Genomic DNA, 22,979 nt, shown 5'->3' with positions numbered 1-22,979 from the left:
AGCCGCTCCGCACCAGACCGAGGCAGCCCGCCGGGCCGTATCCGCCCCGCGTACCTGCCCTCCGCGCGGACCCGGCCTCCGAAGGCCCCCGCCCACGGCACCGGCCGACTGAGACCGGACGGCAACCCCGGACCGGACCCGGCAACCCCGGACCGGACCCAGCCCCTCCGCACCAGACCCAGCCGCTCCGCACCGGACCGAGGCAGCCCGCCGGACCGAGGAGGCCCACCGGGCCATATCCGCCCCCGCGTACCTGCCCACCCCGACGCCTCCCCCTAAGCCCCGACGCCTCCCCTCAGGCCGGGCCGGTCCGCGTCGGGGGCGGGTCCGAACGGCCCCGTGCGGGGGTCGCTCGCCCCATGCCCCCGGGCGGCCCCGCGCGGTCCACTGAGAGTGCGGCGGCGCACCGCCCCCGCGCCGCCGGGACACCGAGCCAGGAGGTGGCGTATGCGCTGGCGGAACCGTACGGACACGGGGCCCGCACCGGCCCGTGCCGGGACGGCCGGTGGCGTCCTGTACCAAGGCACCGCCGGGCCCCCGGCCCCGGCCCCGGCCCCCGCCCCGCCCACGGAGCGGATCGAGGTGTCGACGGGCGCGGTCGCGCTGCCCGCCCTGCTCACCCTGCCCCGCGCGGCCCGCGCGCTGGTCGTCCTCGCCCGCGCCGGAGGCGGGGAACGGCCCGGCCGGGGCGGCGACCCCCTCGCCGCGGCCCTGGTCCGCGAGGGCTTCGGCACGCTCTGCCTCGACCTGCTGACCGAGGAGGAGCGGGACGACCGGCACAACCTCTTCGACATCGTCCTGCTGGCCCGCCGGGCCCGCGCGGCCCGGGACCGGCTGCGTACCCTGAGCCCGCTGCCGGTGGGCTACCACGGCGAGGGCGCGGGCGCACCCGCCGTCCTCGCGGCAGCCGCGGCGGACCCGGGAGCGCGGGCGGTCGTCTGCGTGGGCGACCGGCCGGAGCTGGCGGGCCCGGCGGCCCTGGCGCGGGTACGGGCGCCGACGCTGTTCGTCGTCGGCGGCCTCGACACCCGGGGCCCCGGCCTCAACCGCCTCGCCGCGGACTGGCTGGGCTGCCCGCACCAGGTGGCCACGGTGCCCGACGTCTCCTCCCCCGACACCGACCCCTCGGCCGCGGCGGCGGTGGCCCGTCTGGCCCGGGTCTGGTTCGCCACCCACCTCGACCGCCCCGTCCCGGCCCCGGCCCGAGCCGCCCGCTGACGACGACTGCCCGGGAGCGGGAAGACCCCGTTCCCGGGCGACCCGCGTCGCGCTCAGGCCACACCGGCCACACCGGCCACACCGGCCATACCGGCCACGCCCCCGCCACCCCCCGCCACACCGACCGCACCCGCCACACCCGCCGCCTCAGCCGCTCCGGGCCACCGTGAGCCGGTCGGCGATGTGCGCGGCCCAGCGTTCGATCGCCCCGAAGTCGCGGAAGTCACCGCCCCTGCCGTCCTTGAGGATCATCCGCGCCATCCGGCCCCGGGCACCGTCCTCCAGACAGCCGCCGAAGGTGACGTGCTCGACGGCGTCCAGCCGGGCCGCGGCCCGCCGCACCCCCGGCACGGGCGGGATCTCCCGCCGGCCCGCCGAGAAGTCCAGCGGGCCGCTGCTGAAGAGCCACACCGGGCGCGCGGCCAGCTCCCGGCGGTGCCGGCGGACGAGGCGCCGGGCGTCCCGGTGCCAGCGCCCGCCGTAGAGCGCGCCGCCGATCACCACCGCGCGGTACGGCGTCACGTCCGCCACGGACCCGGCGGGCTCCGCCACCGCGTCGACTCCCCGGTCGCGCAGGACGTCGGCGACGGTCTCGGCGATCCGTGCCGTCGACCCGTTGGTCGTCCCGTAGGCGACCAGCACCCTGTCCGGCATGGCCGTTCACCTTCCCTCGGTGCCGGGGCGCGGCCGGTGTGGGCCGCGCCGTGCGGGGGCCGCCCGGGAGGGCCTCCCGAGCGGCCCGGGGCGGACGCCGGCGGTGTCCGGGCCGGTGGCCCGGGGGCCCGCGGCCCGCCGCGGCCTCTTCCCCACTGTCGAGCATCCGGCGCGTCCCCGCGCGGGCCCAGGGGCCGGTCAGGGCGTCTCGCGGGCCGGTCGGCCCCCGGGGAGCGCGTGCGGCGCGGGGCGGGGGAACGTAGCGTGGCCGCACGGTGCCCGGTGTCCGGGCGGGCCCGGGAACCGGCGGGCCCACGCCGGTAGTCGGTGAGGGTGTACGGCCTCCGGGACACGCCCCCACACCACCCCGAAGCCCAGGCCGAGGACCGGGCCGACGCCCGGCCAGACGCCCAGGAGCCCGCCGGAGGCGTTTCCGCGCCGGAAGGTGCCGTGGACGGGCGCCGGCCGGGGGTGCGGAGGGAGAATCGCAGGAGAGGCCGCGGGAGGAGGAGACGCGTGCGGGAGCGACAGTGGCTGTTCGGCGCACGGCGGCCTCCGAACCCCCTCGTCGGCGCGCGCCGGGCCCTCGGCAGCGCCCTGCGGCCGATGGCGGACGCGCTCGGCGCCCGGCGCCGGCTGGCCTGGCTGAACGAGGCCGGCATCCGCATCGGGACCACCCTGGACCTCGGGCGCACCGCGGAGGAGCTGGCCGACTTCACCGTGCCGGAGCTGGCCGACGGCTGCGCGGTGGACCTGCTGGAGTCGGTGCTCCGGTTCCGCGAGGGCGACCGCGTCGGCGGCGAGACCGACGCCCTGCGCTTGCGGGCGATGGCCGTCTCGCACGTCGAGGGGCTGTCACTCGCCCCGGACCCGGTCGGCGAGGTCTTCGTCTACGGCGCCCACCGGCTCGCCAACCGCTGCCTCACCTCCCGACGTCCGGTGCTGATCAGCCGTATGGAGCGCTCCGACTACGCGGCGGTGGCGCCCGGACCCGGCGAGGCGGAGGTGCTGCGCCGGGCGGGCGTGCACTCGTACCTGGCCGTGCCGCTGATCGCGCGCGGGGTGCTGCTGGGCCTGGCGGACTTCGTGCGGGCCGGCGGCCGGTCCCCGTTCACCCGGGCCGACGCGGCGCTGGCGACGGAGCTGGCGTCGAAGGCGGCGGTCTGCATAGACAACGCGCGGCTCTACATGCGCGAGCACGAGCACGTGGTCACCCTGCAACGGGCGCTGCTGCCCCGTACCAGCCCCGACACCCCCGGACTCGACGTGTCCTCGTGCTACGCGCCCGCCGGGGACCCGGCGGCGGTGGGCGGCGACTGGTTCGACGTGGTGGCGCTGCCCAGCGGCCGTACGGCGCTGATGGTGGGGGACGTGATGGGGCGGGGCCTGGCCGCCGCGGCGACCATGGGCCGGCTGCGCACCGTGGCGCGGACGCTGATGGCCCTGGACATCGCGCCCGAGCGGCTGCTGGCCCGGCTGGACCTGGCCGCCCGCGATCTGGAGGAGGACCAGGTCGCCACCTGCCTGTGCGCGGTCTACGACCCCTACGGCGGCACCTTCCGGATCGCCAGCGCCGGTCATCCGCCGCCGCTGCTGACCGGCCCCGACGGCATCGCCGCCTTCCTGCCGGTGCCGGCCGGGGCGCCGCTGGGGACGGGCGTGATCCCGTACGACCCGGTGGACTTCGAGGTGCCCGAGGGGGTGCGGCTGACGCTGTACACGGACGGGCTGGTCCGCTCGCGCACCACCGGCCTGGACGCGCGGCTGGAGCGGCTGCGGGAGGCGGTCGGCGGGGAGCTGCGGGTCGACGGCGAGGTGTGCGAGGAGATCGTCGAGCGGGTCGGCGGGGACCGCTCCGACGACGCGATCGTGCTGGTGGCCGGGGTCCGGCCGCTCGCCCCCGAGGGGGACGTGTACGTACGGACGCTGCCGCCGGGCGGCAAGGCGGCCGGCCAGGCCCGCGCGATGGTCCGGGAGCGGCTGGCGGCGTGGGGGCTCCAGGAGCTGACCGACACCACGGAGCTGGTCGTCAGCGAACTGGTCGGCAACGCCCTGCGGTACGGGAACGCCCCCGGGGAGCTGCGGCTGCTGCGGTACGAGCGGCTGTCGGTGGAGGTCTCCGACTCGGGGCCGGACCTGCCGCAGATCCAGCACGCGGACGTGAGCGACGAGAGCGGGCGCGGACTCCAGCTCATCAACATGCTGTGCCGGCGGTGGGGCTCGTGCCGGACCCCGGCCGGCAAGGTCGTCTGGGCCGAACAGGACCTGCCTCCCCGGGCGGCCCCGTAGCCCGGCTCCCTCCGCGGCGCGGTGCGTGGCCGCCACCGGGGATACGGCAGGATGAGCGGCGCGCTCCGGCCGAACTCCTCTGTGAGGCCGGGGTGTTCCCATTTCCTGAGACGAACGGGTGTACACGTGGACAGAGTTGGCAGCCGGCCCCGGGTGAGCCGTGCCGGGGGTGCCCGGTGACGGACGACCTCACCCTGGACAGCCTGGTACCCGCGGGCATCGCCCTCGCCGCGGGGCTGCTGGGGGCGTTCGCGCTGCGGGTCCTGCTGCGCTGGCTGGCCGGGCAGGCCCGCCGCACCCGGTGGAGCGGCGACGACGTCCTGGTGGACGCGCTGCGCACGGTGGCGCCCTGCGCGGCGGTCGCGGGCGGTGTGGCGGGCGCGGCGGCGGCGCTGCCGCTGAACCGGGCGGTGCAGCACGGCGTCAACCAGGTGCTGACGGTGCTGCTGATCTTCGTGGCGACGGCCTCGGCGGCCCGGGTCATCGCGGGGCTGGTGCGCACGGTGACGACGTCCCGTTCCGGGGTGGCCGGCTCGGCGACGATCTTCGTGAACATCACCCGGGTGCTGGTACTGGCGATCGGCTTCCTGGTGGTGCTCCAGACCCTGGGCATCTCCATCGCGCCGATGCTGACCGCCCTCGGCGTCGGCGGTCTGGCGGTGGCGCTGGCCCTCCAGGACACCCTGGCCAACCTCTTCGCCGGTATCCACATCCTCGCCTCGAAGACCGTGCAGCCGGGCGACTACATCAAGCTCAGCAGCGGCGAGGAGGGGTACGTCGAGGACATCAACTGGCGGCAGACCACGGTCCGGGCGCTCTCCAACAACCTCGTCGTGATCCCCAACGGGCAGCTCGCCAAGACGAACATGACCAACTTCATGCGCCCCGAGCAGCGCCTGACCATCCTCGTGCAGGCCGGGGTCGCCTACGACAGCGACCTCGACCACGTGGAGCGGGTGACGGTCGAGATCGTCGCCGAGGTGATGACCGAGATCACCGGGGCGGTGCCGGAGCACGAGCCGGCGGTGCGCTTCCACACCTTCGGCGACTCGCGGATCGGGTTCACGGTGATCCTGGGCGTCGGCGAGTTCAGCGACCAGTACCGGATCAAGCACGAGTTCATCAAGCGCCTGCACCGGCGCTACCGCGAGGAGGGCATCCGCATCCCGGCGCCGGCCCGGACCATCGCGCTCCAGCAGGGCTCCGTGGTGATCCCGCAGCAGCGCGCCGGCGAGGACGCCCCCACCCCCGCCTGACCTCGCTCACCTGTTCGACAGGGGGTGCGGCGCGGGCCCGGCGGAGGGCGCCGCGCACGACCCCTGTCGAACACGGGACGGCCACGGGATATCTTGATGTCGAGCAATGTTGCAGACGTGGAGCGGAGCACCCGGTGACTGACTCGACCATCATCTACACCCACACTGACGAGGCCCCGGCCCTGGCGACGTATTCCTTCCTGCCGGTGGTCCGCGCGTACGCCGCGCAGGCCGGAGTCTCCGTGGAGACCCGCGACATCTCGCTGGCCGGACGCATCATCGCCGTGTTCCCGGAGTACCTGACCGAGGACCAGCGCATCCCGGACGCGCTCGCCGAGCTGGGCGAGCTGGCCAGGACCCCCGCCGCCAACATCATCAAGCTGCCGAACATCTCGGCGTCCATCCCGCAGCTCAAGGCCGCCGTCGCCGAGCTGAAGGCCCAGGGCTACGCCCTGCCGGACTACCCGGACGACCCGAAGACCGACGAGGAGCGCGAGATCCGCGCCCGCTACGACAAGATCAAGGGCTCCGCGGTCAACCCGGTCCTGCGCGAGGGCAACTCCGACCGCCGCGCCCCGGCGTCCGTCAAGAACTACGCGAAGACCCACCCGCACCGCATGGGCGCCTGGAGCGCGGACTCCAGGACCAACGTGGCGACCATGGGCGAGAACGACTTCCGGTCCACCGAGAAGTCCGCCGTGATCGCCGAGGACGGCGCGCTCCGCATCGAGCTGGTCGGCGACGACGGCACCACCACCGTGCTGCGCGAGTCGGTACCGGTCCTCGCGGGCGAGGTCGTGGACGCCTCGGTGCTGCGGGTCGCCGCGCTGCGCGAGTTCCTCACCGCGCAGGTCGCCCGCGCCAAGTCCGAGGGCATCCTCTTCTCCGTGCACCTGAAGGCCACGATGATGAAGGTCTCCGACCCGATCATCTTCGGCCACGTGGTCCGCGCCTTCTTCCCGAAGACCTTCGCCCGCCACGGCGACGTCCTCGCCCAGGCCGGCCTGACCCCGAACGACGGTCTGGGCGGCATCTACAAGGGCCTGGAGTCGCTGCCCGAGGGCGCCGAGATCAAGGCGTCCTTCGACGCCGAGCTGGCCGAGGGCCCGGAGCTGGCCATGGTCGACTCCGACAAGGGCATCACCAACCTGCACGTGCCCTCCGACGTCATCGTCGACGCCTCCATGCCCGCCATGATCCGCACCTCCGGCCACATGTGGGGCCCGGACGGGCAGGAGCACGACGCCCTCGCCGTCCTGCCGGACTCCAGCTACGCCGGTGTCTACCAGGCCGTCATCGAGGACTGCCGCGCCCACGGCGCCTACGACCCCGCCACCATGGGCTCGGTGCCCAACGTCGGTCTGATGGCGCAGAAGGCCGAGGAGTACGGCAGCCACGACAAGACCTTCGAGATCCCCACCACGGGCACGGTCCGCCTGGTCGACGCCCACGGCACCGCCGTGCTGGAGCAGACGGTCTCCGCCGGCGACATCTTCCGCGCCTGCCAGACCAAGGACGCCCCGATCCGCGACTGGGTGAAGCTGGCCGTCACCCGCGCCCGCGCCACCGGCGACCCGGCCGTCTTCTGGCTGGACGAGGGCCGCGCGCACGACGCCAACCTGATCGCCAAGGTCAACCAGTACCTGCCCGAGCACGACACCGAGGGCCTGGACATCCGCGTCCTGTCCCCCGTCGAGGCGACCAAGCTGTCGGTGGAGCGCATCCGCCGCGGCGAGGACACCATCTCCGTCACCGGCAACGTGCTGCGCGACTACCTGACCGACCTGTTCCCGATCCTGGAGCTGGGCACCAGCGCCAAGATGCTCTCGGTCGTGCCGCTGATGGCGGGCGGCGGCCTCTTCGAGACCGGCGCCGGCGGCTCCGCGCCCAAGCACGTGCAGCAGCTCGTCAAGGAGAACTACCTGCGCTGGGACTCCCTCGGCGAGTTCTTCGCCCTGGTGCCGTCGCTGGAGCAGTACGCCGCGACCACGGGCAACGCCCGCGCCAAGGTCCTCGCCGACACCCTGGACCGCGCCACGGCGACCTTCCTCAACGAGGACAAGTCCCCGACCCGCCGCGTCGGCGGCATCGACAACCGCGGCAGCCACTTCTACCTCTCCCTGTACTGGGCGCAGGAGCTGGCCGCGCAGACCGACGACGCGGACCTCGCCAAGGCGTTCGCGGCGCTGGCGGAGACCCTCGCCGCCGACGAGCAGAAGATCGTCGACGAGCTGGTCGCCGTCCAGGGCACCCCGGCCGAGATCGGCGGCTACTACCAGCCGGACCCGGCCAAGGCGGCCCAGGTCATGCGTCCCTCCGCCACCTGGAACGCGGCGCTGGCCGCGCTGGCCTGATCCGCACCGCTCCCGGCGGCACTCCGCCCCGGCCACCCGGCACCCCGTCCCCGCTCCGGCGGGGACGGGGTGTCCGCCGTTCACCACGCGCGGGGGGCCACCAGTTCCTCGGCGTCCGCCTCGGTGAAGCCGTAGATCCGGGAGATGTGCCAGAAGTCCTCGGCTATGGCCTCCCGGGCCACCGTCTCGATCTCGCTGCCGGCCGCCTCGAACGCCTCCTCCAGGGCGTTGAACTCCTCCGTCGCCGCGTGCGTCAGCGCGTACAGCTCCGCCAGGCCGGCGGGCTCGTCGGCCTCGATGCGCGCGCAGAGCCGCAGCAGGATCGCGCGGCCCCGGTCCACCACCTCGTCCGGGAAGTACGGGTCCCGGTACAGCTCGCGCAGGAACGGGTGCGCGCTCGCGCGCGGGTCGGTGACGGTCATGGCGCCTCTCCTGGTGGTCCCGGTCCGGGGCGCCGTCCGCCCCGGTGCCATGATGCTGCCGCACCCCACTGACAACGCCCCCCGGAGCCCGCTCCGGCCCCGCTCCCGGGAGCCGCCCATGACCGACGGACCGCCCTCCTTCGCCCTGCTGCCCGGCGACCCGCGCTCCCCCGTGATCCTGCACGTGCCGCACGACGCGCGGGCGATCCCGCCCGAGGTCCGCGCGGGCATCGTCCTGGACGACGCGGCGCTGGAACGGGAGCTGGACCTCCTCACCGACGCCCACACGGCCCGGATCGCCGAGGAGGCGTCCGCGCGGGCCGCCATCACGCCCTGGCGGTTCGTCAACCGGCTCTCCCGGCTGGTGGTGGACCCGGAACGCTTCCCGGACGAGCGGGAGGAGATGCTCGCCGCCGGCATGGGCGCCGTGTACACGCGCACCGCTCACCGGGGGGTGCTGCGGCCGGACGGCACCGACCCGGAGCCGCTCCTCGCCCGCTACTTCCGCCCGTACGCGCGGGCGATGACCGAGGCGGTGGCCGGCCGGCTCGCCGCCACCGGCCGGGCCGTCGTCGTCGACGTGCACTCCTACCCGAGCCGGCCGCTCCCCTACGAACTGCACGGCGACGGTCCGCGCCCGCCCGTCTGCCTGGGCACCGACGCCTTCCACACCCCGCCCGCGCTGCTCGCGGCGGCCCGGGAGGCGTTCGCCCCGTACGGGGAGACCGGGCGGGACACCCCGTTCGCGGGGGCGTACGTCCCGCTGGAGTTCCACGGGCGGCGCCCGGAGGTCTCCGCGCTGATGGTGGAGATCCGCCGGGACACCTACACGAGCGAGCCGGCCGGCGCCCCCGGACCGGGCGTGGAGCGCCTCGCGGGCTGCCTGGCGGCGTTGGTCGACGCCGTGGGCGACGGCTTCCCGCCGGGCGGTGACGCGCCGGTCAGGCCCGCAGCCACTCGGTGACGACGACCTCGCCGCCGGTGCGCAGCCGGAGCGCGAACGGCCCGGCGGGCGGCGCCTCGCCGGCGAAGCGGCCCAGGTCGTCCGCGGTCAGCCGGGCCCGGGGGCGCGGTCCGCTCAGCACCTCGACCTCGGCCGGGCCCGGCGGCAGCACCTGCCCGATCAGCCCCTCGTCGCCCACCTCGACGTCGACGGTGACCGCACCGGCCTGGAAGGTCAGCATCCGGGGCGGTGTCTCCTCGCCCCGCACGGGCAGCGAGTCGACCAGCGAGTCGAAGGTCAGCTCGGCGAGGCGGGCGTCCAGGTCCCGCAGGGCGTACGCCTCCACGGCGATCGTGCGCAGGGCGGCCGGCACCGGGTCGAGGATCGCGGCGGCCTGCCGCAGCTCCTCCTCCAGCAGGGCGTCGGCGAGCAGGCCGTCGTCCGCCTCCCCGCCCGGGAACAGCCCCTCGCCGTCGCCGTCCTCGTGTGTCGCGCTCATGTCGTCCCCCGGGTCTCCAGCTTGGCCCGCAGCCGGCGCAGGCAGCGCTGGCGCATCGGCCCGATGCTGCCCACCGCGATACCGAGGGCGGCGGACACCTCCTGATAACTGGGCGGCGGCGAGGCCATCAGCACCCGCAGCAACTGTCGGCACCGCTCGCCCAGTTCCTCGAACTCCTGCCACAGCCGCCGGACCCGCTCGGTCTGGGCGGCGGCCTCCTCGGAGTCGAGCACCGACTCCTCCGGCGTCCGGTCCTCGCTGGCCCGGTCGAGCAGGTGCACGTCGTCGGTGGGCGTCCACCGCTGGGACGCCCTGATCACCTTCAGGCATTCGTGGCGGGCGGTGCTCGCCAGCCAGGAGCCGGTCTTCTCCGGCTCGCGGATGCGCCCGAGGTGCTGGGTGAAGCGGAACCAGGCGGTCTGGTACACCTCGTGGGCGTCGGCGTCGGAGAGTCCGTGCGCCCGCACCACCGACCACACCAGCGGGCCCAGCCCGTCCACCAGCGCCTTCCAGGCCGCCGCGTCGCCGTCGGCGGCGGACTGGACGAGCACCCCGACCTCTGCACGGTCCACGGTCCCACCCCTCGTGTACGACAGGTCATCGTACGCCGTGGAAGAGGTGGTTCCGTCCCGTACGGGGGCGATCATTCCCCGCCCCCGGGCCCGTCGGCGGCGGCCGGGGTCCACGTGGGCGGGAGCAGGGCCGGGACGTCCTCGCCCCGGACCTCGGCGACGCCGGTGTTCTCCGCGAGGAGCCGTCCGCCGGCCGCCCGCGGGTCGCCCTCCCGCCGGTCCGTCATGTACGAGGCGACCAGGCCCGCGACGACGGGGGTGGCGAAGGAGGTGCCGCTCCACTGCGCGGGCCCCTCGAACATCACCTGGTCCGCCTTGGCGGGCCCCTCCGCCGGCTCGCTCAGCGCCCCGCTGTGCCGGGGGTGCCGGCAGGTGCAGGCGTAGGAGAACCCGTAGCGGCAGTCGTCGTAGGTGGAGTGCTGGTACACGTACGGGACGGGGGTGGTGAAGCCGGTGAGGGGGCCGGTCAGCCGCTCTCCGGGGGCCCAGGCCCGCACCCAGGGGCCGTGGTTGCTGAAGCAGGCGGCCCCCGCGCCGTCCGCGCGCAGCGCGCCGACCGAGACCACGGTGTCCTGCCAGCCGGGCAGGTCGGCGTAGGCGGCGGGCCAGAAGGGGGTGGCGCTGCCGTTGTTGCCGGCGGCGGCGACCAGCAGGGTGCGCCGGGTGCGCAGCTCCTCCATGAAGGCGTGCACGCCGAGCAGGCCGTCGGTGCGGCCGTTGGAGGTGCCGGCGGAGAGGCTGAGGATGTCGGGCCAGCCGCCCTCGTCGACGGCCTCGAAGAGCTTCTCGCCGAACTCGGACTCCAGGATGGCCCCCGCGTCGTTGAGGGTGCCGCGCACGGTCACGTCGGTGTTCGGGGCGACGGCGGCGACCAGTCCGGCGATGAAGGTGCCGTGTCCGGAGTACTGGCGCAGCACCCCGTCCTCGTCGCACTCGTCGGTCTCCAAGTCGCCGTCGGTGCGGGCAAGCAGCGGCCAGTCGCGGTGGTCGCGCACGAGTCCGGTGTCGACGACGAGGACGCCGACGGCGGTCGCGGCGTCGTAGGGCGTGGCGGCCGGGGCCGGGTTGGGCGGCGCGGTGCGCGGGAGCGGGACCGGTTCGTCGCCGGGGCAGGCGTTGACGGCGATGGAGACGATGTGGTTGCGGCTGACCATCCGGCGGCCGGCCCGGCCCTCCAGCGTGCGCAGCGAGCGCAGGGCCCCGGCGACCGCGGGATCGCCCTCGGCGCCGCCCTCGCCGGGGTCGGCGACCCGGATGCGGGTGATACCGGTGCGGTTGGTCCGCGGGCCGGCGCGGCGCACCCGGTCCGGGTCGAGCCCGGCGAAGGTGGTGAAGTGCTCGCGCACGGTGTCCTCGACGAGGCGGGCCTCCTCGCCGTCGCGGGCGAGGACGACGCCCTTCTCGTACAGGAACTCGCCGGTGTCGTCCGGGCCCATCGCCAGGGGCACGTCCGGCATCGAGCGCTGGATCTGGGCGAACTGCTCGCGGAATCGCTGGGGTGCCATGCGTGTCCTCCCACTGGTGCGCCGGTCGTCAATCAGAGCCGCCGGGGGCCGGGCTGATACAGGCTCGCGCCTGTGGGGGGCGGGGGCGGAGCACTACCATCCGTGAGTGTGACGGCGGTTGTTGACGACGATACGGTCCTGCGGCTGCTGCCGATGGTGTTCGCCGCGCCCGGCGAGGCGCTGGCCGGGGCCGAGGAGGTCCTCGCCTCCGGTCCGCCGCCGCTGCACGCCTCCGTGGCCCACCAGGTGATCGGCATCTGGCAGCGGGACTTCGGGGACACCCGGCGGGCCCTGGCCCATCTGCGCCGGGCCCGCGACCTGGCCGCCCGCGCGGAGTCGCCGGAACGGGAGGCGGACGTGCTCGCCACGCTCGGGGTGGCGCTGGTGCACACGGGACGCACCCGGCAGGGCCTGGCCGCGTTCGAGCGGGGCGTGGCGCGCGGCACCGGGCACACCCGGGCGCGGGTGCTGTTCCGGCGGGCGTACGTGTGGTGGGTGCTGGGCCGGCACGGCGAGGCGCTGGACGACGTACGGCGGGCGATCCCGGTGCTGCGGCAGGCGGACGACGTGATCTGGACGGCGCGGGCGCTGACCCTGCGGGCCACCGTGCACCTGGCGCTGGGCGCGGTGGAGCGGGCGGAGGCGGACTTCACGGCGGCGGAGGCCCTGTGGGACACGACGGGCCAGGAGCACGACAAGGCGGACGCGGTGGAGAGCCGGGGGCTGGCGGCGTTCCGCTCGGGCGACGTGCCGGCGGCGCTGCGGCTGCTCGACGCGGCGGAGGAACGGTACGCGAAGCTCGGCACGCCCACCTTCATGCTGACCATCCGGCGCTGCGAGGTGCTGATGGCGGCGGGGCTGGCGCCGGAGGCGCTGGCCGAGGCGGACGGGGCGATCACCGCGCTGGACGGCATGGGCGGACAGTCCACCCGCAAGGCCGAACTCCTGCTGGTCGCCGCGCGGGCGGCCCGGCTGGCGGACGATCCGCAGGCGGCGATCGCCCGCGCGGCGCTCGCGGTGCGGCTCTTCGCCGGGCAGCGCCGCACCTGGTACGAGAGCCACGCCCGGCTGGTGCTGGCGGAGGCGCGGCGGGCGGCGGGACGCGGATCGGGGCGGCTGGTGGCGGACGCGGCGGCGGTGGCGCGGCGGCTGGCCGCCGCCGGGGCACCGGCCGCGCCGGAGGCGTCGCTGCTGGCGGGGCGGATCGCGCTGGAACTGGGGTGGACGGCGGACGCCGAACGGCATCTGGCGGTCGCCGCGCGCAGCCGCCGGGCCGGGCCGCCGCTGGCCCGGATGACGGGCTGGGCGGCGCAGGCGCTGCGGGCGCGGGCGGCCGGTTCGCACCGGGGCGTGCTGGAGGCGTGCCGGCGGGGGCTGGACGTGCTCGACGACCACCGGATGACGCTGGGCGCCTCGGAGTTGCGGGCGCGGGCCACGGCGCAGGGCGCGGAACTGGCGGCGCTGGCCCAGCGGGCGAGCCTCGCCTCGGGCGGGCCGCGGCGGCTGCTGGTGTGGAGCGAACGGTGGCGGGCGACGGTGCTGTCGGCGCCGCCGGCCCGGCCGCCCGCCGATCCGGTGCTGCTCAGCGGTATGACGGCGTTCCGGGAGATCGCCGCCCGCGCGGAGGAGGCCCGCCGGGAGGGTGGCCGTCCGGTGCCCGTCCTGGAGCGGGAACAGCGGCGGCTGGAGCGGGAGATCAGGTCGCGGACCCTGCACATGCGGGGCGAGGCGCCCGGCGGCGGCGACCGCTTCGACGTCGGCCGGCTGCTGGAACAACTGGGCGACGGCGTACGCCTGGTGGAGCTGGTCGTCCTGGACGGCCGGGTGCACGTCCTGCTGTGCGGGCGGGGCCGGGTACGGCGGTACGAGGCGGGGTTGCTGGCGGAGGCGGAGCGGGAGGCCGAGCACGTCCAGGCGGGGCTGCGGCGGCTGGCCCATCCGGGGGCGGAGGCGCGGCTGCCGCTGGTGGAGGCGGCCGGGCGGCGGCTCCAGGAGCTGTTGCTCGGCCCGGTGGCGGGCCGGCTGGGCTCGGGCCCGGTCGTGGTGGTGCCGCCGGCCCGGCTGCACCGGGTGCCGTGGGCGCTGCTGCCCGCGCTGCGGGAGCGGGTGCTCAGCGTCTCGCCGTCGGCGACGAGCTGGCTCCGCGCCCACGACACGGCTCCGCCGCCGGGCGGCAGCGAGGTCCTGGTCCGCGGCCCCGGCCTGGCGGGCGGCGGCGCGGAGGTGACGGAACTCGCGGGCCGGGGTGGCGGGTTCGGGGGTCCTGGGGCACTGGACGGTGGAGAGGCGGGGCGGGGCGGTTCTCCGGCCGGGCGGCGGATCGTGCTGGAGGGGGACGCGGCGCGGGTGCCGAGGGTGTTGCGGGAGCTGGACGGGGCCGCGCTGGCGCACATCGCCGCGCACGGCACCTTCCGGGCCGACAGTCCCCTGTTCTCCTCGCTGCGGATGGCGGACGGGCCGCTCATCGCGCACGATCTGGAACGCCTGGAGCGCAGCCCGTACCGGATCATCCTGTCCTGCTGCGACACGGCGCGGTTCGCCACCGTCGGCGCCGACGAACTGCTGGGCCTGGTGACGGCGTTGCTGCCGCTCGGCACCGCCGGGGTGGTGGCGTGCAGCGCCCCGGTCAACGACGCGGCGGTGGTCCCGCTGATGCTGGCGCTGCACAAGGGGCTCGACGCCGGGCTCTCCCTGGCGGAGGCGCTGCGCGACGCGCGGGCCGCGCTGCCGGGCGACGCGCTGCACCAGGCGACGGGGTGGGCGTTCAGCGCCTTCGGCGCCGCGTGAGCCGTCAGGCGGGGTGAGCCGTCAGGCGGGCTGTCCCTCGAGCAGGCCGACCAGGCGGGACAGGGCCGTGCGGTCGCCCGCGCCGAGCCGGGTGTAGGCGCCGTACAGGTGGTTGCCGACGGTGCGGACGGAGAGGGTGAGCCGCTCGGCGATCTGCCGGTTGCTCAGGCCGGCCGCGGCAAGGGTGACGATCTGGCGCTGACGGGCGGTGAGTTGGCCGAGCGCCACTCCGGACAGGGCCGGGGTACGGGCGCCCTGGCACCGCCGGGCGAGGGCGGCGGCGCGGGTGCGCGCGGTGCGGGCGGCGAGGGGGTCGCGGTGGGCGCGGGCGGCCTGGGCGCGCGCCTCGGCGGCGTAGAGCAGGAAGCCGCGCCGTTCCAGCTCCCCGGCGACGCGGTCGAGGGCGGGTCCGTCGCCGCGGGTGAGGGCGTCGGCGTGGTCGGCGAAGACGCCGGTGAGCCGGCCCGTGGCCCGTTCCGGGACACCGAGGCGGACGGCGTCGTAGGGGTCCCCGTCGGGCGCCTCACGGGCCGCGAGATCGAGGTCACCCCGCGCGGCGGCGGCCCAGACGGTGACGGCGGGGGCGGTGCCCGCCTGGGGGACGGCGGGGGCGGGCTCGGCGCGGGGTGCGGGGACGGCGGCCTCGGCGCGCGGGGCGAGAGCCTCGGCCGGGCGCCGGTCCCCCGTAGCCACCCCCGGCGGGACCGCGCCGCACTGGGCCGTGGCCAGGGCGAGTTCGGCGCGGCAGGACGGGTCGGCCGGGTCCTCCCGCAGCCCCTCGCGCGCCCAGGACGCGGCCTCCCGCAACCGCCCCCGCAGCCGCGCGAACCGGGCGCGGACGGCGGCGTACGCACCCGGCACCGGCAGCCCCTCCCCCGCCAGCCACTCCCCCACGGGCGCCGCCGCCTCCCGTACGTCGGCCCGCTCGATCCGTCCGAGCAGCGCGGCATGCTCCGCCGCCAGGGCGGGCCCGCACCGGTCGGGGGCGCCGCCGAACCGCCGGGCCCGCAGCCCCCCGGCGGCGGCGCGCAGTACGGCGCCGTGCAGGGGGTGGGCGAGACGGGCGGCGCCCCGGTCGTCGACGCGGACCAGGCCGGCGGCCTCCAGGGGCTCCAGGGTGCGCGGGCCGAGGGCGCCGGCGTCGAGCGGGAGGGGTTCGGCGAAGGCGAGCCGTTCGAGGGTCTCCCGTTCCCCGGGCCCGGGGCGGTCGAGTACGGGGGCCACGCGTTCCCGTACGGCGGTGGTGACCGGCACCGGGCCCCGCCAGGCCCGCTCCTCGGTGCCGGGGACGGGGTCGAGCAGCCCGTGCCGGAGCACGGCGGCGTGCAGATCACGCAGGAGCCGCAGGTCACCGTCGGCGAGGCGGTGCAGCCGCAGGGCGGTGAGCGGTTCCAGGGCGGCGCCCGTGGCCTCGGTGAGCAGGCCGGCCGTCTCCGGGGCCGGCAGGGGCTCCAGGAGGAGGCGGGGCAGCAGTTCGCCGGACCAGAGCCGGGACACGGCCGCCGGCACCTCGCCCTCCGTGGTGGCGGCGACGGCGAGGCGGGTGCGGCCGTGCACGGCGAGCTGGTGGACGAGGGCGGCCGAGGCGTCGTCGAGCAGGTGCGCGTCGTCCACGAGCAGCAGCCGTACGCCGGACAGGAGGCGTACGGCGCGGTGCAGGGTGACGGAGTCGGGCAGCAGGTGGGCGAAGGCGGCGAAGGCGATCCCGCGCGCGCCCGGCGTCCCGGCGACGCGAGCGAAGTCGGTGCCGCGCAGGGCCTCGGTCAGCAGCCGGGTCTTGCCGCGCCCGGCGGGTCCGGTCACGGCGATGCCGGGGCGTCCGGCCGCCACGGAGCGGCGGACCAGGTCGAGTTCGGCCCCGCGTCCGGTGAACTTCCAGGGTGTCTCGGGGGTCGTCGCGTCCCGCGCCTCAGTCCTCACAGCAACAGGAGTCGCCCTGCTCACCCCTGATACAGGGCGACTTGAGTAGCCCCCGACTCAGGCGCCCGGCGCGGGCGGCACGGCAGCCTGGGGGCCATGACCGCACGGTACTGCTCGCTCGCGCCGCGGCCGGCTCCCGCGTTCGCGCCGGGCGTGGCCGCGGAGCGGATCGCCGCGCTCGTGGGCGGGCAGCGGATGTGGGCCAACGGCACGGTGCTGCACTACTGCTTCCTCGGCGCCGACACCGACGCCTCCGTCGTGCCGATGCCGGGGACCGGCCGGCCGCGCCGGGAGCCGTGGGCGGGGGCGCGGGCCCAGCGGGACGTGGTCCGCGACTGCTTCGCGGAGTGGCGGGACCTGGGGATCGGCCTGGAACTGCGGGAGGTCGGCGACCGGGCCGAGGCGGAGCTGCGGATCGGCTTCCGGCCGGACGACGGGTCCTGGTCGGCGGTGGGCAAGGACGCGCTGCGGGTGGGGCTGAACGACCCCACGATGAACTTCGGCTGGGACCTGACCGCGTCCGGGGAGCGCTCCACGGCCCTCCACCAGATCGGGCACGCGCTCGGCATGCTGCACGAGCACCAGAGCCCGTACGCCGGTCTGCTCTGGGACGAGGAGGCGGTCTACGCGGAGCTGGCGGGTCCGCCGAACCACTGGGGCCGGGAGCGGACCTACGACAACATCCTGCGCCGGCTCGACGCGGACGAGGTCAACTCCCCGGTGTGGGACCCGCTGTCCATCATGGAGTACGCGTTCCCGGCGGGGCTGATACTGGAGCCGGAGCGCTACCGGGCGGGACTGCGGTCGCCGGGGACGCTGTCGGCGGCGGACAAGGAGTTCGCGCTGCGCTGGTATCCGCCGCTGCGCCGGCCGGGGCCGCTGGTGCCGTTCCGTTCGGTGCCGCTGGGGCTCGGGCCGGGCGAGCAGGCCGACTTCCGCCTCGATCCGCCGCAGACGCGTACGTACACGGTGGGGACCTTCGGCGACAGCGACGCGGTGCTGGTGGTCTTCGAGGAGCGGGACGGGGAGCCCCGCTACCTCGCCGGGCACGACGACGGGGGGACGCCCGGGAACGCGACGCTCGGGGTGCGGCTCGTCAGGGGCCGCCGCTATGTCGTCCGGGTGCGCCTGTACTCCTCGTGGGGCGCGGGCGAGACGGCGGTCATGTGCTGGTGACGGCACACCCGCCGCACCCGGCCGGAACCGGCGGCACACCGGCGCCGGAAAGGGCCGCAGGCACGTAGCCTCCGGGGGAGGGAAACGAGCCTGCGGCCCCGCCGGGCCACCACGGCCGACCGCGCACCTGCACGCACGCCACACCACGGCAAGCCGCTCCGGCGACCCGGACGTCCACGAACCGGGTCCGTGCCCCGGCCGACGAGCCCGAGGCGTCGCGTCCTACTTTCCGCACGCTATTCGGTGACCCCCAGGAACTCCGCCAACGGCCGGAGTCCCGGCGGGTGGTGGGGGAGGGTCCACAGGTCGCGCACGATGGCCACGGCGAGGGTGTGGTGCCGCGTCCAGGCCGGTGCCACCCGGCGCAGGGATTCCAGGGTCTTCACGGCCCCCGCGGCGTCCCCCATGTCCGTATGGGCGCGGGCGACGTCCAGCAGCAGCCACGTCCGCCAGGACGGCGGGGTGTCCTTGCTCAGCCGCGCGCCCTCGGCCAGCGCGAGGGCGTCCTGCGGGTGTCCGTACTGCACGGCGAGACGGACGCGTTCGATGCGGACGGAGGACGGGCTGAAGACGCTGACCATGCGGTTGTCGCCGCCGTCGGGCAGTTTGGAGACCCGGGCGGCCTGCTTCTCCGCCGTCTCCATCATGGCCGCCGCGCGTGCGTAGTCGCCGCTCCGCGCGGCCGACGTGGCGGCGCTCATCGTCAGCGCTCCCCAGACCTTCAGCCCGTCGGCGGTCCCGTCCAGGCCCCCGTCCGCCACGTCGGCGGCGGCGCGCAGCGCCACGGCCAGCGCGTCCTCCAGGCGCCCCTGCCGCTGGTACGTCCACGCCATGGAGTTCACGATCATCGGCAGGAGCAGCGGGTCGCCGGAGTGGCCGGCCGCGTCGGCGGCACGTTCCAGGCTCGTCAGGGCGAGATCGGTCTTGCCCATGCGTACGGCGACGTGGCCGGCGAGTTGCAGCGCCTTGCCCAGCGCCGCGAAGCCCGCGGCCCGCTCGTCGTCGCCGTCCGCGACGGTGGCGGAGCGGGCGTCGGTGATCAGTTCCGGCAGCGCCGCCATCACCGTGTCGAACTCCGCCTCGTGGTACCGCGTCCAGCCCTCGGCGATCCGCTCGCGCAGCCGCTCCGGTGAGAAGCCGTCGGCCGGCGGTGTCGGTTCCGGCCCCCGGAGGACGGGCATGATGGCACGGCGCACGGCCACGAAGCGTGGACCGTCGCTCTCGCCGGTCGAGGCGACGGCGGGCGGATCGCCGAGGAGCGTGGTGAGTTCGACGCCCAGGCCGTTCGCCAGCGCGTGCAGGGTCGGCAGGCGTGCCGAGTGCTTGCGTCCCTGTTCGAGCTGACGGACCACGTCGACGCAGACGTCGGCGCGCTCCGCCAGCTCCTCTTGGGTGAGGGAGGCGAGACGGCGCAGGCGGCGCAGGGTGCGTCCGAGGTCTTCGTTTGCCACGCCGCCACGGTACGCCCGCGCTCGGCGTGCTCCCCCGCTCGCCGGACCGATCCGTAACCGGGGGTGGGAGGCCGGGCGGGGGATCGGGTGGGGAGGTGCATAGAATGCGCTGCCATGCCGAAGCCTGACGAGCTGATCGTTGACATCGCCGCCCTCGTGGAGTCCGGGAAGAGCAGTCGGATGTCCTTGACCGTGGTGATCGGGGGTGCCGTCATCACCGGTCGCCTGGCCCCCGAGTCCGTATGGCGGCAGAGGGTGTCGGAGGTGCTGGAGAACTCCGCCCAACTGAGCGCGTTCTCCGCCGTCTTCGACGCCCCCGTGAAGAAGGAGGGCCCGCCCACGCACCTGCACTTCCACGTCGCCCGCATCCTGCAGGGCGCCGTGGGCATCCCCGAGACGGGCGGGATGTACCGCGTGGCGATCGAGGACGTCAGCGCCTGGACCGTGGGGGACTTCAGCTACTCCGACCACTGACCTCGACACCGCGCCCCACGGACGAGGGCCCGGCCGGCATCCGCCGGCCGGGCCCTCACCGTTTCCTTCGGAGTCCGTCCGGCCGGTCAGGGCGCCGGAGGGGTGCCGAGCAGCGCGGAGGCCCGCTCGTACGAGCCGGTCACCGCCTGGGGCTCGGGCTCGGCCGGGGGAAGGGTGCCGCAGGTGAAGCCGAGCTGGGTCATGGCCCGCACGACCTCGGCGATGCTGAAGTCGCGGCGGTCCTGGCGGGTGACGACCTGCCCGACCTGCTTGGCGGGGAACTGACGGCGGCCGATGACGATGAACTCATGGGTGATCGGCTCGGGCTTGACGCCCTTCATGGTTTCCAGCACGCCGCCCTTGGTCAGGTCGAAGGGGAAGCGGGCGATGACACAGCGCATGGTGCCTCACAGGGAGAAGGGAAGACGGGACCGGGCGGTTCGGCGGGATCGGGCGGGCGGGTCCGGAGCGCGACCGCTGCCGTGGGTCGTGGCAGCGTCCCGGGCGGCCGGTGAGGGACCGGGTGCCCGCCGCGCGTCCGGACCGGTGTCGCCAGGTGCCTCCCGAGCTGCGAGGAGGCCACCCGGCCACGAGGGAGCTAGGCCGCCGACTCGGAGGAGGACCGCTGCCGGGGGGCGCGACGGGACGCCGGGGCGGGGCGGCGCCGGCCTCGGGAGCCGGCACCGCGCTTCTCGGGACGTTCGGCCGCGGGCACGGTGATGACGACCGGGACGCCGGAGGGGGTCTGGGCGCCGGTGATGCGGTGCAGGGCCTCCTCGCCGGCGCGGACCCGCGTGGTCTGCGGGACGATGCCGGCCGCGGCCATGAGCCGGGTCATGGCACGGCGCTGGTCCGGGGTGACCAGGGTGACGACACTGCCGGAGTCTCCGGCGCGGGCCGTACGTCCGCCGCGGTGGAGGTAGTCCTTGTGGTCGGTCGGCGGGTCGACGTTGACGACGAGGTCGAGGCTGTCGACGTGGATGCCGCGCGCCGCGACGTTCGTCGCCACCAGCACGTTGACGTGCCCGCTCTTGAACTGCGTCAGCGTACGGGTGCGCTGCGGCTGCGACTTGCCCCCGTGCAGCGCGGCGGCCCGCACCCCGCTCTTCAGGAGGTGCTTGGTGAGGCGGTCGACGGCGTGCTTGGTGTCCAGGAACATGATCACGCGGCCGTCGCGGGCGGCGATCTCGGTGGTCGTGTCGCGCTTGTCGTCCTCGTGGACCTGGAGCACGTGGTGCTCCATCGTGGTGACCGCGCCGGCCGACGGGTCGACGGAGTGCACGACGGGGTCGCTCAGGTAGCGCCGTACGAGCAGGTCGACGTTGCGGTCGAGCGTGGCGGAGAACAGCATCCGCTGACCGTCGGGGCGCACCTGGTCGAGCAGCGCGGTGACCTGCGGCATGAAGCCCATGTCGGTCATCTGGTCCGCCTCGTCCAGGACGGTGACGGAGACCCGGTCCAGCCGGCAGTCGCCGCGCTCGATGAGGTCCTTGAGCCGTCCGGGCGTGGCGACGACGACCTCGACACCGCCGCGCAGCGCGCTCGCCTGCCGGCCGATGGACATACCGCCCACGACCGTGGTCAGCCGCAGCCTCACGGAGCGGGCGTACGGGGTCAGCGCGTCGCCGACCTGCTGCGCCAGCTCCCGCGTCGGTACGAGGATCAGGGCCAGCGGCTGCCGGGGCTCGGCGCGCTGTCCGGCCGTACGCGCCAGCAGGGCCAGCCCGAAGGCGAGGGTCTTGCCGGAACCGGTGCGCCCCCGGCCCAGGACGTCACGGCCCGCGAGGGAGTTCGGCAGCGTCGCGGCTTGGATCGGGAACGGCGCGGTCACGCCCTGCCGGCCCAGCTCGGCCAGGATCTCCGCGGGCAGGTCGAGATCGGCGAAGTCCTCGACGGCGGGAAGCGCGGGGGTGATCGTCTCGGGGAGGGCGAACTCACCCGATGCCGCGGCGGGCCGGCGGCCGTGACCACGGGACCCGTTCTGTCCGCCGGAACGGGGCGCCGACGACGAACCGAACCGGCCGCCGCCCTTTCCGGAGCCGGTTCCGCCGTTACGGGTACGGGAGAAGCGATTGTTCGTGCGGGTGCGGTTCATACGGAACCTTCCTCGTTGCGGCGCACATCAAGGAATTCCCGCGGTGAGTTCCGGTACCGAGAATTGCGAGAAGGGGCCGAATGGAATGCGAGAGGGAATGCGATCGCGTGCGGTGCACGCGGGCGCCGGCGCCGAGAAGGGCGGGCGCGAGGGGGGAGATGCCGTCCGGAGCGTCGTCGGCGGCGCGGCCGAGGCGGGCGTCCGTCTCCTGGCGGGGGCGCGCACCTGCCCGGGGAGCCCCTGGGGAGCCGCGCCGTGCGGTGCACGCGGCTGAGGCCCGCACCCCTGAGGATACGGGCCCAGCCACACGTCTGCGTCAGCGTCAACCGGGTCAGGCGGAGACGATGTTCTCGGCCGTCGGGCCCTTCTGGCCCTGACCGATGTCGAAGCTCACCTTCTGGCCTTCGGTCAGCTCACGGAAACCCGTGGCGGCGATGTTCGAGTAGTGGGCGAACACGTCGGGGCCGCCACCGTCCTGCGCGATGAAGCCGAAGCCCTTTTCCGCGTTGAACCACTTCACGGTACCAGTGGCCATGTCACTCTCCTTCGGGGCAGTGCACCGGCACCCACACCGTGTGGATACCGTGTCGCCGCGATGATTGCCCCTACCGGAGAAGACCGGAACAACAAAAAATGCCCCCAGCGGGCCCGGAGGCCGGCTGAAACGCATCTGAGGTTTTCGGGAACCACAACTGCAACCAGCAACGACAGTAGCACGTGGCAACGGCCGGCGCGTGGTAAATAATTCCGCTTCGGCCGTTGCGGTAATGAACCTGCAAGCGGGAGCCCACTGAAATCTCACCTCACGGGAACAGATATCTCCGCGCTCGCGGCGCCCGGCTCCGGAGGGGGCGCCGCCGTGCCGGGGGCCGGGCTCACACGGCCCGCGGCCTTCGCCACAGCAGCGCGAGCACCACCGCGCCGGCCAGGCAGGGAGCCATCCCGGCCCAGCCCAGGGCCGCCGGCAGGCCGGTGTCGCCGGACGTGTCCTTGGTGAGCAGCCCCGTCAGCGCGACGCTCAGGCCGAGCACGAACAGGACGGTCGCGGCGGGCCGGGCCCACGGCTTGCCCGCGCGGACGGCCCACGCCGTACCGAGCCAGGCGAGGACGCCGAGCGCCCCCACCACGGAGAGCAGGACCAGATAGGTGGTGACGGCCGAGTCGACCCGCGCCTGGCCGTACGCGGGATACCCGGCCCGGATGTGGTCGGCCAGCAGATGGGTGGTGGCACGGTCGGCGTACGGGGCGATCGTCACGATGCCGGTGAGCACGAGGCCCGCGTACACCGCCGCGACGACCCGTCGATCCTGACGAGAGTCCGTCATCGGAAACCTTTCCTTGTCGCCTCGGCCGGTGAGGGAGGC

19 protein-coding genes are annotated in these 22,979 nt (G+C 75.4%); 8 read left to right on the top strand and 11 right to left on the bottom strand.

Annotated features, from left to right (window positions below; translation table 11 throughout):
• The first annotated feature begins 447 nt into the window (after window positions 1–447).
• A complete protein-coding gene (locus tag J5Y05_RS05435; RefSeq protein ID WP_247614039.1) occupies window positions 448–1,218 on the top strand; it encodes an alpha/beta hydrolase in 771 nt (256 codons plus the stop codon).
• Window positions 1,219–1,365: 147 nt separating this feature from the next.
• Here the strand turns inward: J5Y05_RS05435 and J5Y05_RS05430 are convergent, their stop codons facing one another.
• On the bottom strand, window positions 1,366–1,872 hold the full coding sequence (locus J5Y05_RS05430; RefSeq protein WP_210868616.1) for a flavodoxin domain-containing protein: 507 nt from the start codon (window positions 1,870–1,872) through the stop codon (window positions 1,366–1,368).
• 516 nt (window positions 1,873–2,388) lie between these two features.
• Between J5Y05_RS05430 and J5Y05_RS05425 the strand changes: the two genes are divergently transcribed.
• From J5Y05_RS05425 to J5Y05_RS05415, 3 genes are all read left to right on the top strand, one after another.
• On the top strand, window positions 2,389–4,161 hold the full coding sequence (locus tag J5Y05_RS05425; protein ID WP_307853710.1) for an ATP-binding SpoIIE family protein phosphatase: 1,773 nt from the start codon (window positions 2,389–2,391) through the stop codon (window positions 4,159–4,161).
• Window positions 4,162–4,337: 176 nt separating this feature from the next.
• Window positions 4,338–5,417, top strand: coding sequence for a mechanosensitive ion channel family protein (locus J5Y05_RS05420; RefSeq protein ID WP_210868614.1), 1,080 nt, complete (start codon window positions 4,338–4,340; stop codon window positions 5,415–5,417).
• A 134-nt stretch (window positions 5,418–5,551) separates the two neighbouring features.
• Window positions 5,552–7,771 (top strand): NADP-dependent isocitrate dehydrogenase, encoded by a 2,220-nt coding sequence (locus tag J5Y05_RS05415; protein ID WP_210868612.1) that lies wholly within the window; start codon window positions 5,552–5,554, stop codon window positions 7,769–7,771.
• Between the two features lie 80 nt (window positions 7,772–7,851).
• Here the strand turns inward: J5Y05_RS05415 and J5Y05_RS05410 are convergent, their stop codons facing one another.
• Window positions 7,852–8,193, bottom strand: a complete 342-nt coding sequence (locus J5Y05_RS05410) for a DUF5713 family protein (RefSeq protein ID WP_210868610.1) — start codon at window positions 8,191–8,193, stop codon at window positions 7,852–7,854.
• A gap of 118 nt (window positions 8,194–8,311) precedes the next feature.
• On the opposite strand from J5Y05_RS05410, the gene J5Y05_RS05405 reads away from it, so the two are divergent.
• Window positions 8,312–9,157, top strand: coding sequence for an N-formylglutamate amidohydrolase (locus J5Y05_RS05405; RefSeq protein WP_210868609.1), 846 nt, complete (start codon window positions 8,312–8,314; stop codon window positions 9,155–9,157).
• Here J5Y05_RS05405 and J5Y05_RS05400 read toward each other — a convergent pair.
• The 3 genes from J5Y05_RS05400 to J5Y05_RS05390 form a co-directional block, all read right to left on the bottom strand.
• Window positions 9,135–9,635, bottom strand: a complete 501-nt coding sequence (locus J5Y05_RS05400; RefSeq protein ID WP_210868607.1) for a hypothetical protein — start codon at window positions 9,633–9,635, stop codon at window positions 9,135–9,137. The genes J5Y05_RS05405 and J5Y05_RS05400 overlap by 23 nt on opposite strands.
• A complete protein-coding gene (locus J5Y05_RS05395) occupies window positions 9,632–10,207 on the bottom strand; it encodes an RNA polymerase sigma factor (protein WP_307853708.1) in 576 nt (191 codons plus the stop codon). Before J5Y05_RS05395 ends, J5Y05_RS05400 begins: the two co-directional genes overlap by 4 nt.
• A gap of 71 nt (window positions 10,208–10,278) precedes the next feature.
• Window positions 10,279–11,712, bottom strand: coding sequence for a S8/S53 family peptidase (locus J5Y05_RS05390; protein ID WP_210868603.1), 1,434 nt, complete (start codon window positions 11,710–11,712; stop codon window positions 10,279–10,281).
• A gap of 153 nt (window positions 11,713–11,865) precedes the next feature.
• Here J5Y05_RS05390 and J5Y05_RS05385 point away from each other — a divergent pair, with 153 nt between their 5' ends.
• Window positions 11,866–14,499, top strand: coding sequence for a CHAT domain-containing protein (locus J5Y05_RS05385; protein ID WP_210869715.1), 2,634 nt, complete (start codon window positions 11,866–11,868; stop codon window positions 14,497–14,499).
• Between the two features lie 21 nt (window positions 14,500–14,520).
• On the opposite strand, the gene J5Y05_RS05380 is transcribed toward J5Y05_RS05385, so the two are convergent.
• Entirely contained in the window at window positions 14,521–16,419 is a 1,899-nt protein-coding gene (locus J5Y05_RS05380) for a LuxR family transcriptional regulator AbsR2 (RefSeq protein ID WP_210868601.1), read from the bottom strand.
• A 96-nt stretch (window positions 16,420–16,515) separates the two neighbouring features.
• Here J5Y05_RS05380 and absR1 point away from each other — a divergent pair, with 96 nt between their 5' ends.
• The gene (gene absR1, locus J5Y05_RS05375) at window positions 16,516–17,595 is read left to right on the top strand and encodes a beta-glucuronidase AbsR1 (RefSeq protein ID WP_210868599.1); all 1,080 of its coding nucleotides are present in this window, start codon (window positions 16,516–16,518) and stop codon (window positions 17,593–17,595) included.
• A gap of 236 nt (window positions 17,596–17,831) precedes the next feature.
• On the opposite strand, the gene J5Y05_RS05370 is transcribed toward absR1, so the two are convergent.
• Window positions 17,832–19,046: a helix-turn-helix domain-containing protein gene (locus tag J5Y05_RS05370; protein ID WP_210868597.1), complete on the bottom strand. Its 1,215-nt coding sequence runs from the start codon at window positions 19,044–19,046 to the stop codon at window positions 17,832–17,834.
• Between the two features lie 114 nt (window positions 19,047–19,160).
• Between J5Y05_RS05370 and J5Y05_RS05365 the strand changes: the two genes are divergently transcribed.
• The gene (locus J5Y05_RS05365; RefSeq protein ID WP_210868595.1) at window positions 19,161–19,520 is read left to right on the top strand and encodes a GvpU-like protein; all 360 of its coding nucleotides are present in this window, start codon (window positions 19,161–19,163) and stop codon (window positions 19,518–19,520) included.
• Window positions 19,521–19,606: 86 nt separating this feature from the next.
• On the opposite strand, the gene J5Y05_RS05360 is transcribed toward J5Y05_RS05365, so the two are convergent.
• The 4 genes from J5Y05_RS05360 to J5Y05_RS05345 form a co-directional block, all read right to left on the bottom strand.
• Window positions 19,607–19,921 carry an SCO5918 family protein gene (locus J5Y05_RS05360; protein ID WP_210868593.1) on the bottom strand — a complete coding sequence of 105 codons (315 nt, stop codon included), beginning with the start codon at window positions 19,919–19,921 and terminating at the stop codon, window positions 19,607–19,609.
• 197 nt (window positions 19,922–20,118) lie between these two features.
• The gene (locus J5Y05_RS05355) at window positions 20,119–21,615 is read right to left on the bottom strand and encodes a DEAD/DEAH box helicase (protein ID WP_210868592.1); all 1,497 of its coding nucleotides are present in this window, start codon (window positions 21,613–21,615) and stop codon (window positions 20,119–20,121) included.
• A gap of 331 nt (window positions 21,616–21,946) precedes the next feature.
• Window positions 21,947–22,150, bottom strand: a complete 204-nt coding sequence (locus tag J5Y05_RS05350; RefSeq protein WP_210868589.1) for a cold-shock protein — start codon at window positions 22,148–22,150, stop codon at window positions 21,947–21,949.
• 340 nt (window positions 22,151–22,490) lie between these two features.
• Window positions 22,491–22,940, bottom strand: a complete 450-nt coding sequence (locus J5Y05_RS05345) for a hypothetical protein (RefSeq protein WP_210868587.1) — start codon at window positions 22,938–22,940, stop codon at window positions 22,491–22,493.
• Between the last annotated feature and the right edge of the window lie 39 nt (window positions 22,941–22,979).

Source organism: Streptomyces tagetis (assembly GCF_018069565.1).
Classification (GTDB): Bacteria; Actinomycetota; Actinomycetes; order Streptomycetales; family Streptomycetaceae; genus Streptomyces; species Streptomyces tagetis.
The sequence above is the reverse complement of the archived record's forward strand: the minus strand, read 5'-3'. Positions and strand labels throughout refer to the sequence as shown.

Bases quoted from the DNA above. Each gene is read 5' to 3' on its own strand.
- J5Y05_RS05435 (WP_247614039.1), top strand. From the start codon at position 448: ATGCGCTGGCGGAACCGTACGGACACGGGGCCCGCACCGGCCCGTGCC.
- J5Y05_RS05430 (WP_210868616.1), bottom strand. From the start codon at position 1,872: ATGCCGGACAGGGTGCTGGTCGCCTACGGGACGACCAACGGGTCGACG.
- J5Y05_RS05410 (WP_210868610.1), bottom strand. From the start codon at position 8,193: ATGACCGTCACCGACCCGCGCGCGAGCGCGCACCCGTTCCTGCGCGAG.
- J5Y05_RS05405 (WP_210868609.1), top strand. From the start codon at position 8,312: ATGACCGACGGACCGCCCTCCTTCGCCCTGCTGCCCGGCGACCCGCGC.
- J5Y05_RS05400 (WP_210868607.1), bottom strand. From the start codon at position 9,635: ATGAGCGCGACACACGAGGACGGCGACGGCGAGGGGCTGTTCCCGGGC.
- J5Y05_RS05390 (WP_210868603.1), bottom strand. From the start codon at position 11,712: ATGGCACCCCAGCGATTCCGCGAGCAGTTCGCCCAGATCCAGCGCTCG.
- J5Y05_RS05385 (WP_210869715.1), top strand. From the start codon at position 11,866: ATGGTGTTCGCCGCGCCCGGCGAGGCGCTGGCCGGGGCCGAGGAGGTC.
- absR1 (WP_210868599.1), top strand. From the start codon at position 16,516: ATGACCGCACGGTACTGCTCGCTCGCGCCGCGGCCGGCTCCCGCGTTC.
- J5Y05_RS05365 (WP_210868595.1), top strand. From the start codon at position 19,161: ATGCCGAAGCCTGACGAGCTGATCGTTGACATCGCCGCCCTCGTGGAG.
- J5Y05_RS05360 (WP_210868593.1), bottom strand. From the start codon at position 19,921: ATGCGCTGTGTCATCGCCCGCTTCCCCTTCGACCTGACCAAGGGCGGC.
- J5Y05_RS05355 (WP_210868592.1), bottom strand. From the start codon at position 21,615: ATGAACCGCACCCGCACGAACAATCGCTTCTCCCGTACCCGTAACGGC.
- J5Y05_RS05350 (WP_210868589.1), bottom strand. From the start codon at position 22,150: ATGGCCACTGGTACCGTGAAGTGGTTCAACGCGGAAAAGGGCTTCGGC.
- J5Y05_RS05345 (WP_210868587.1), bottom strand. From the start codon at position 22,940: ATGACGGACTCTCGTCAGGATCGACGGGTCGTCGCGGCGGTGTACGCG.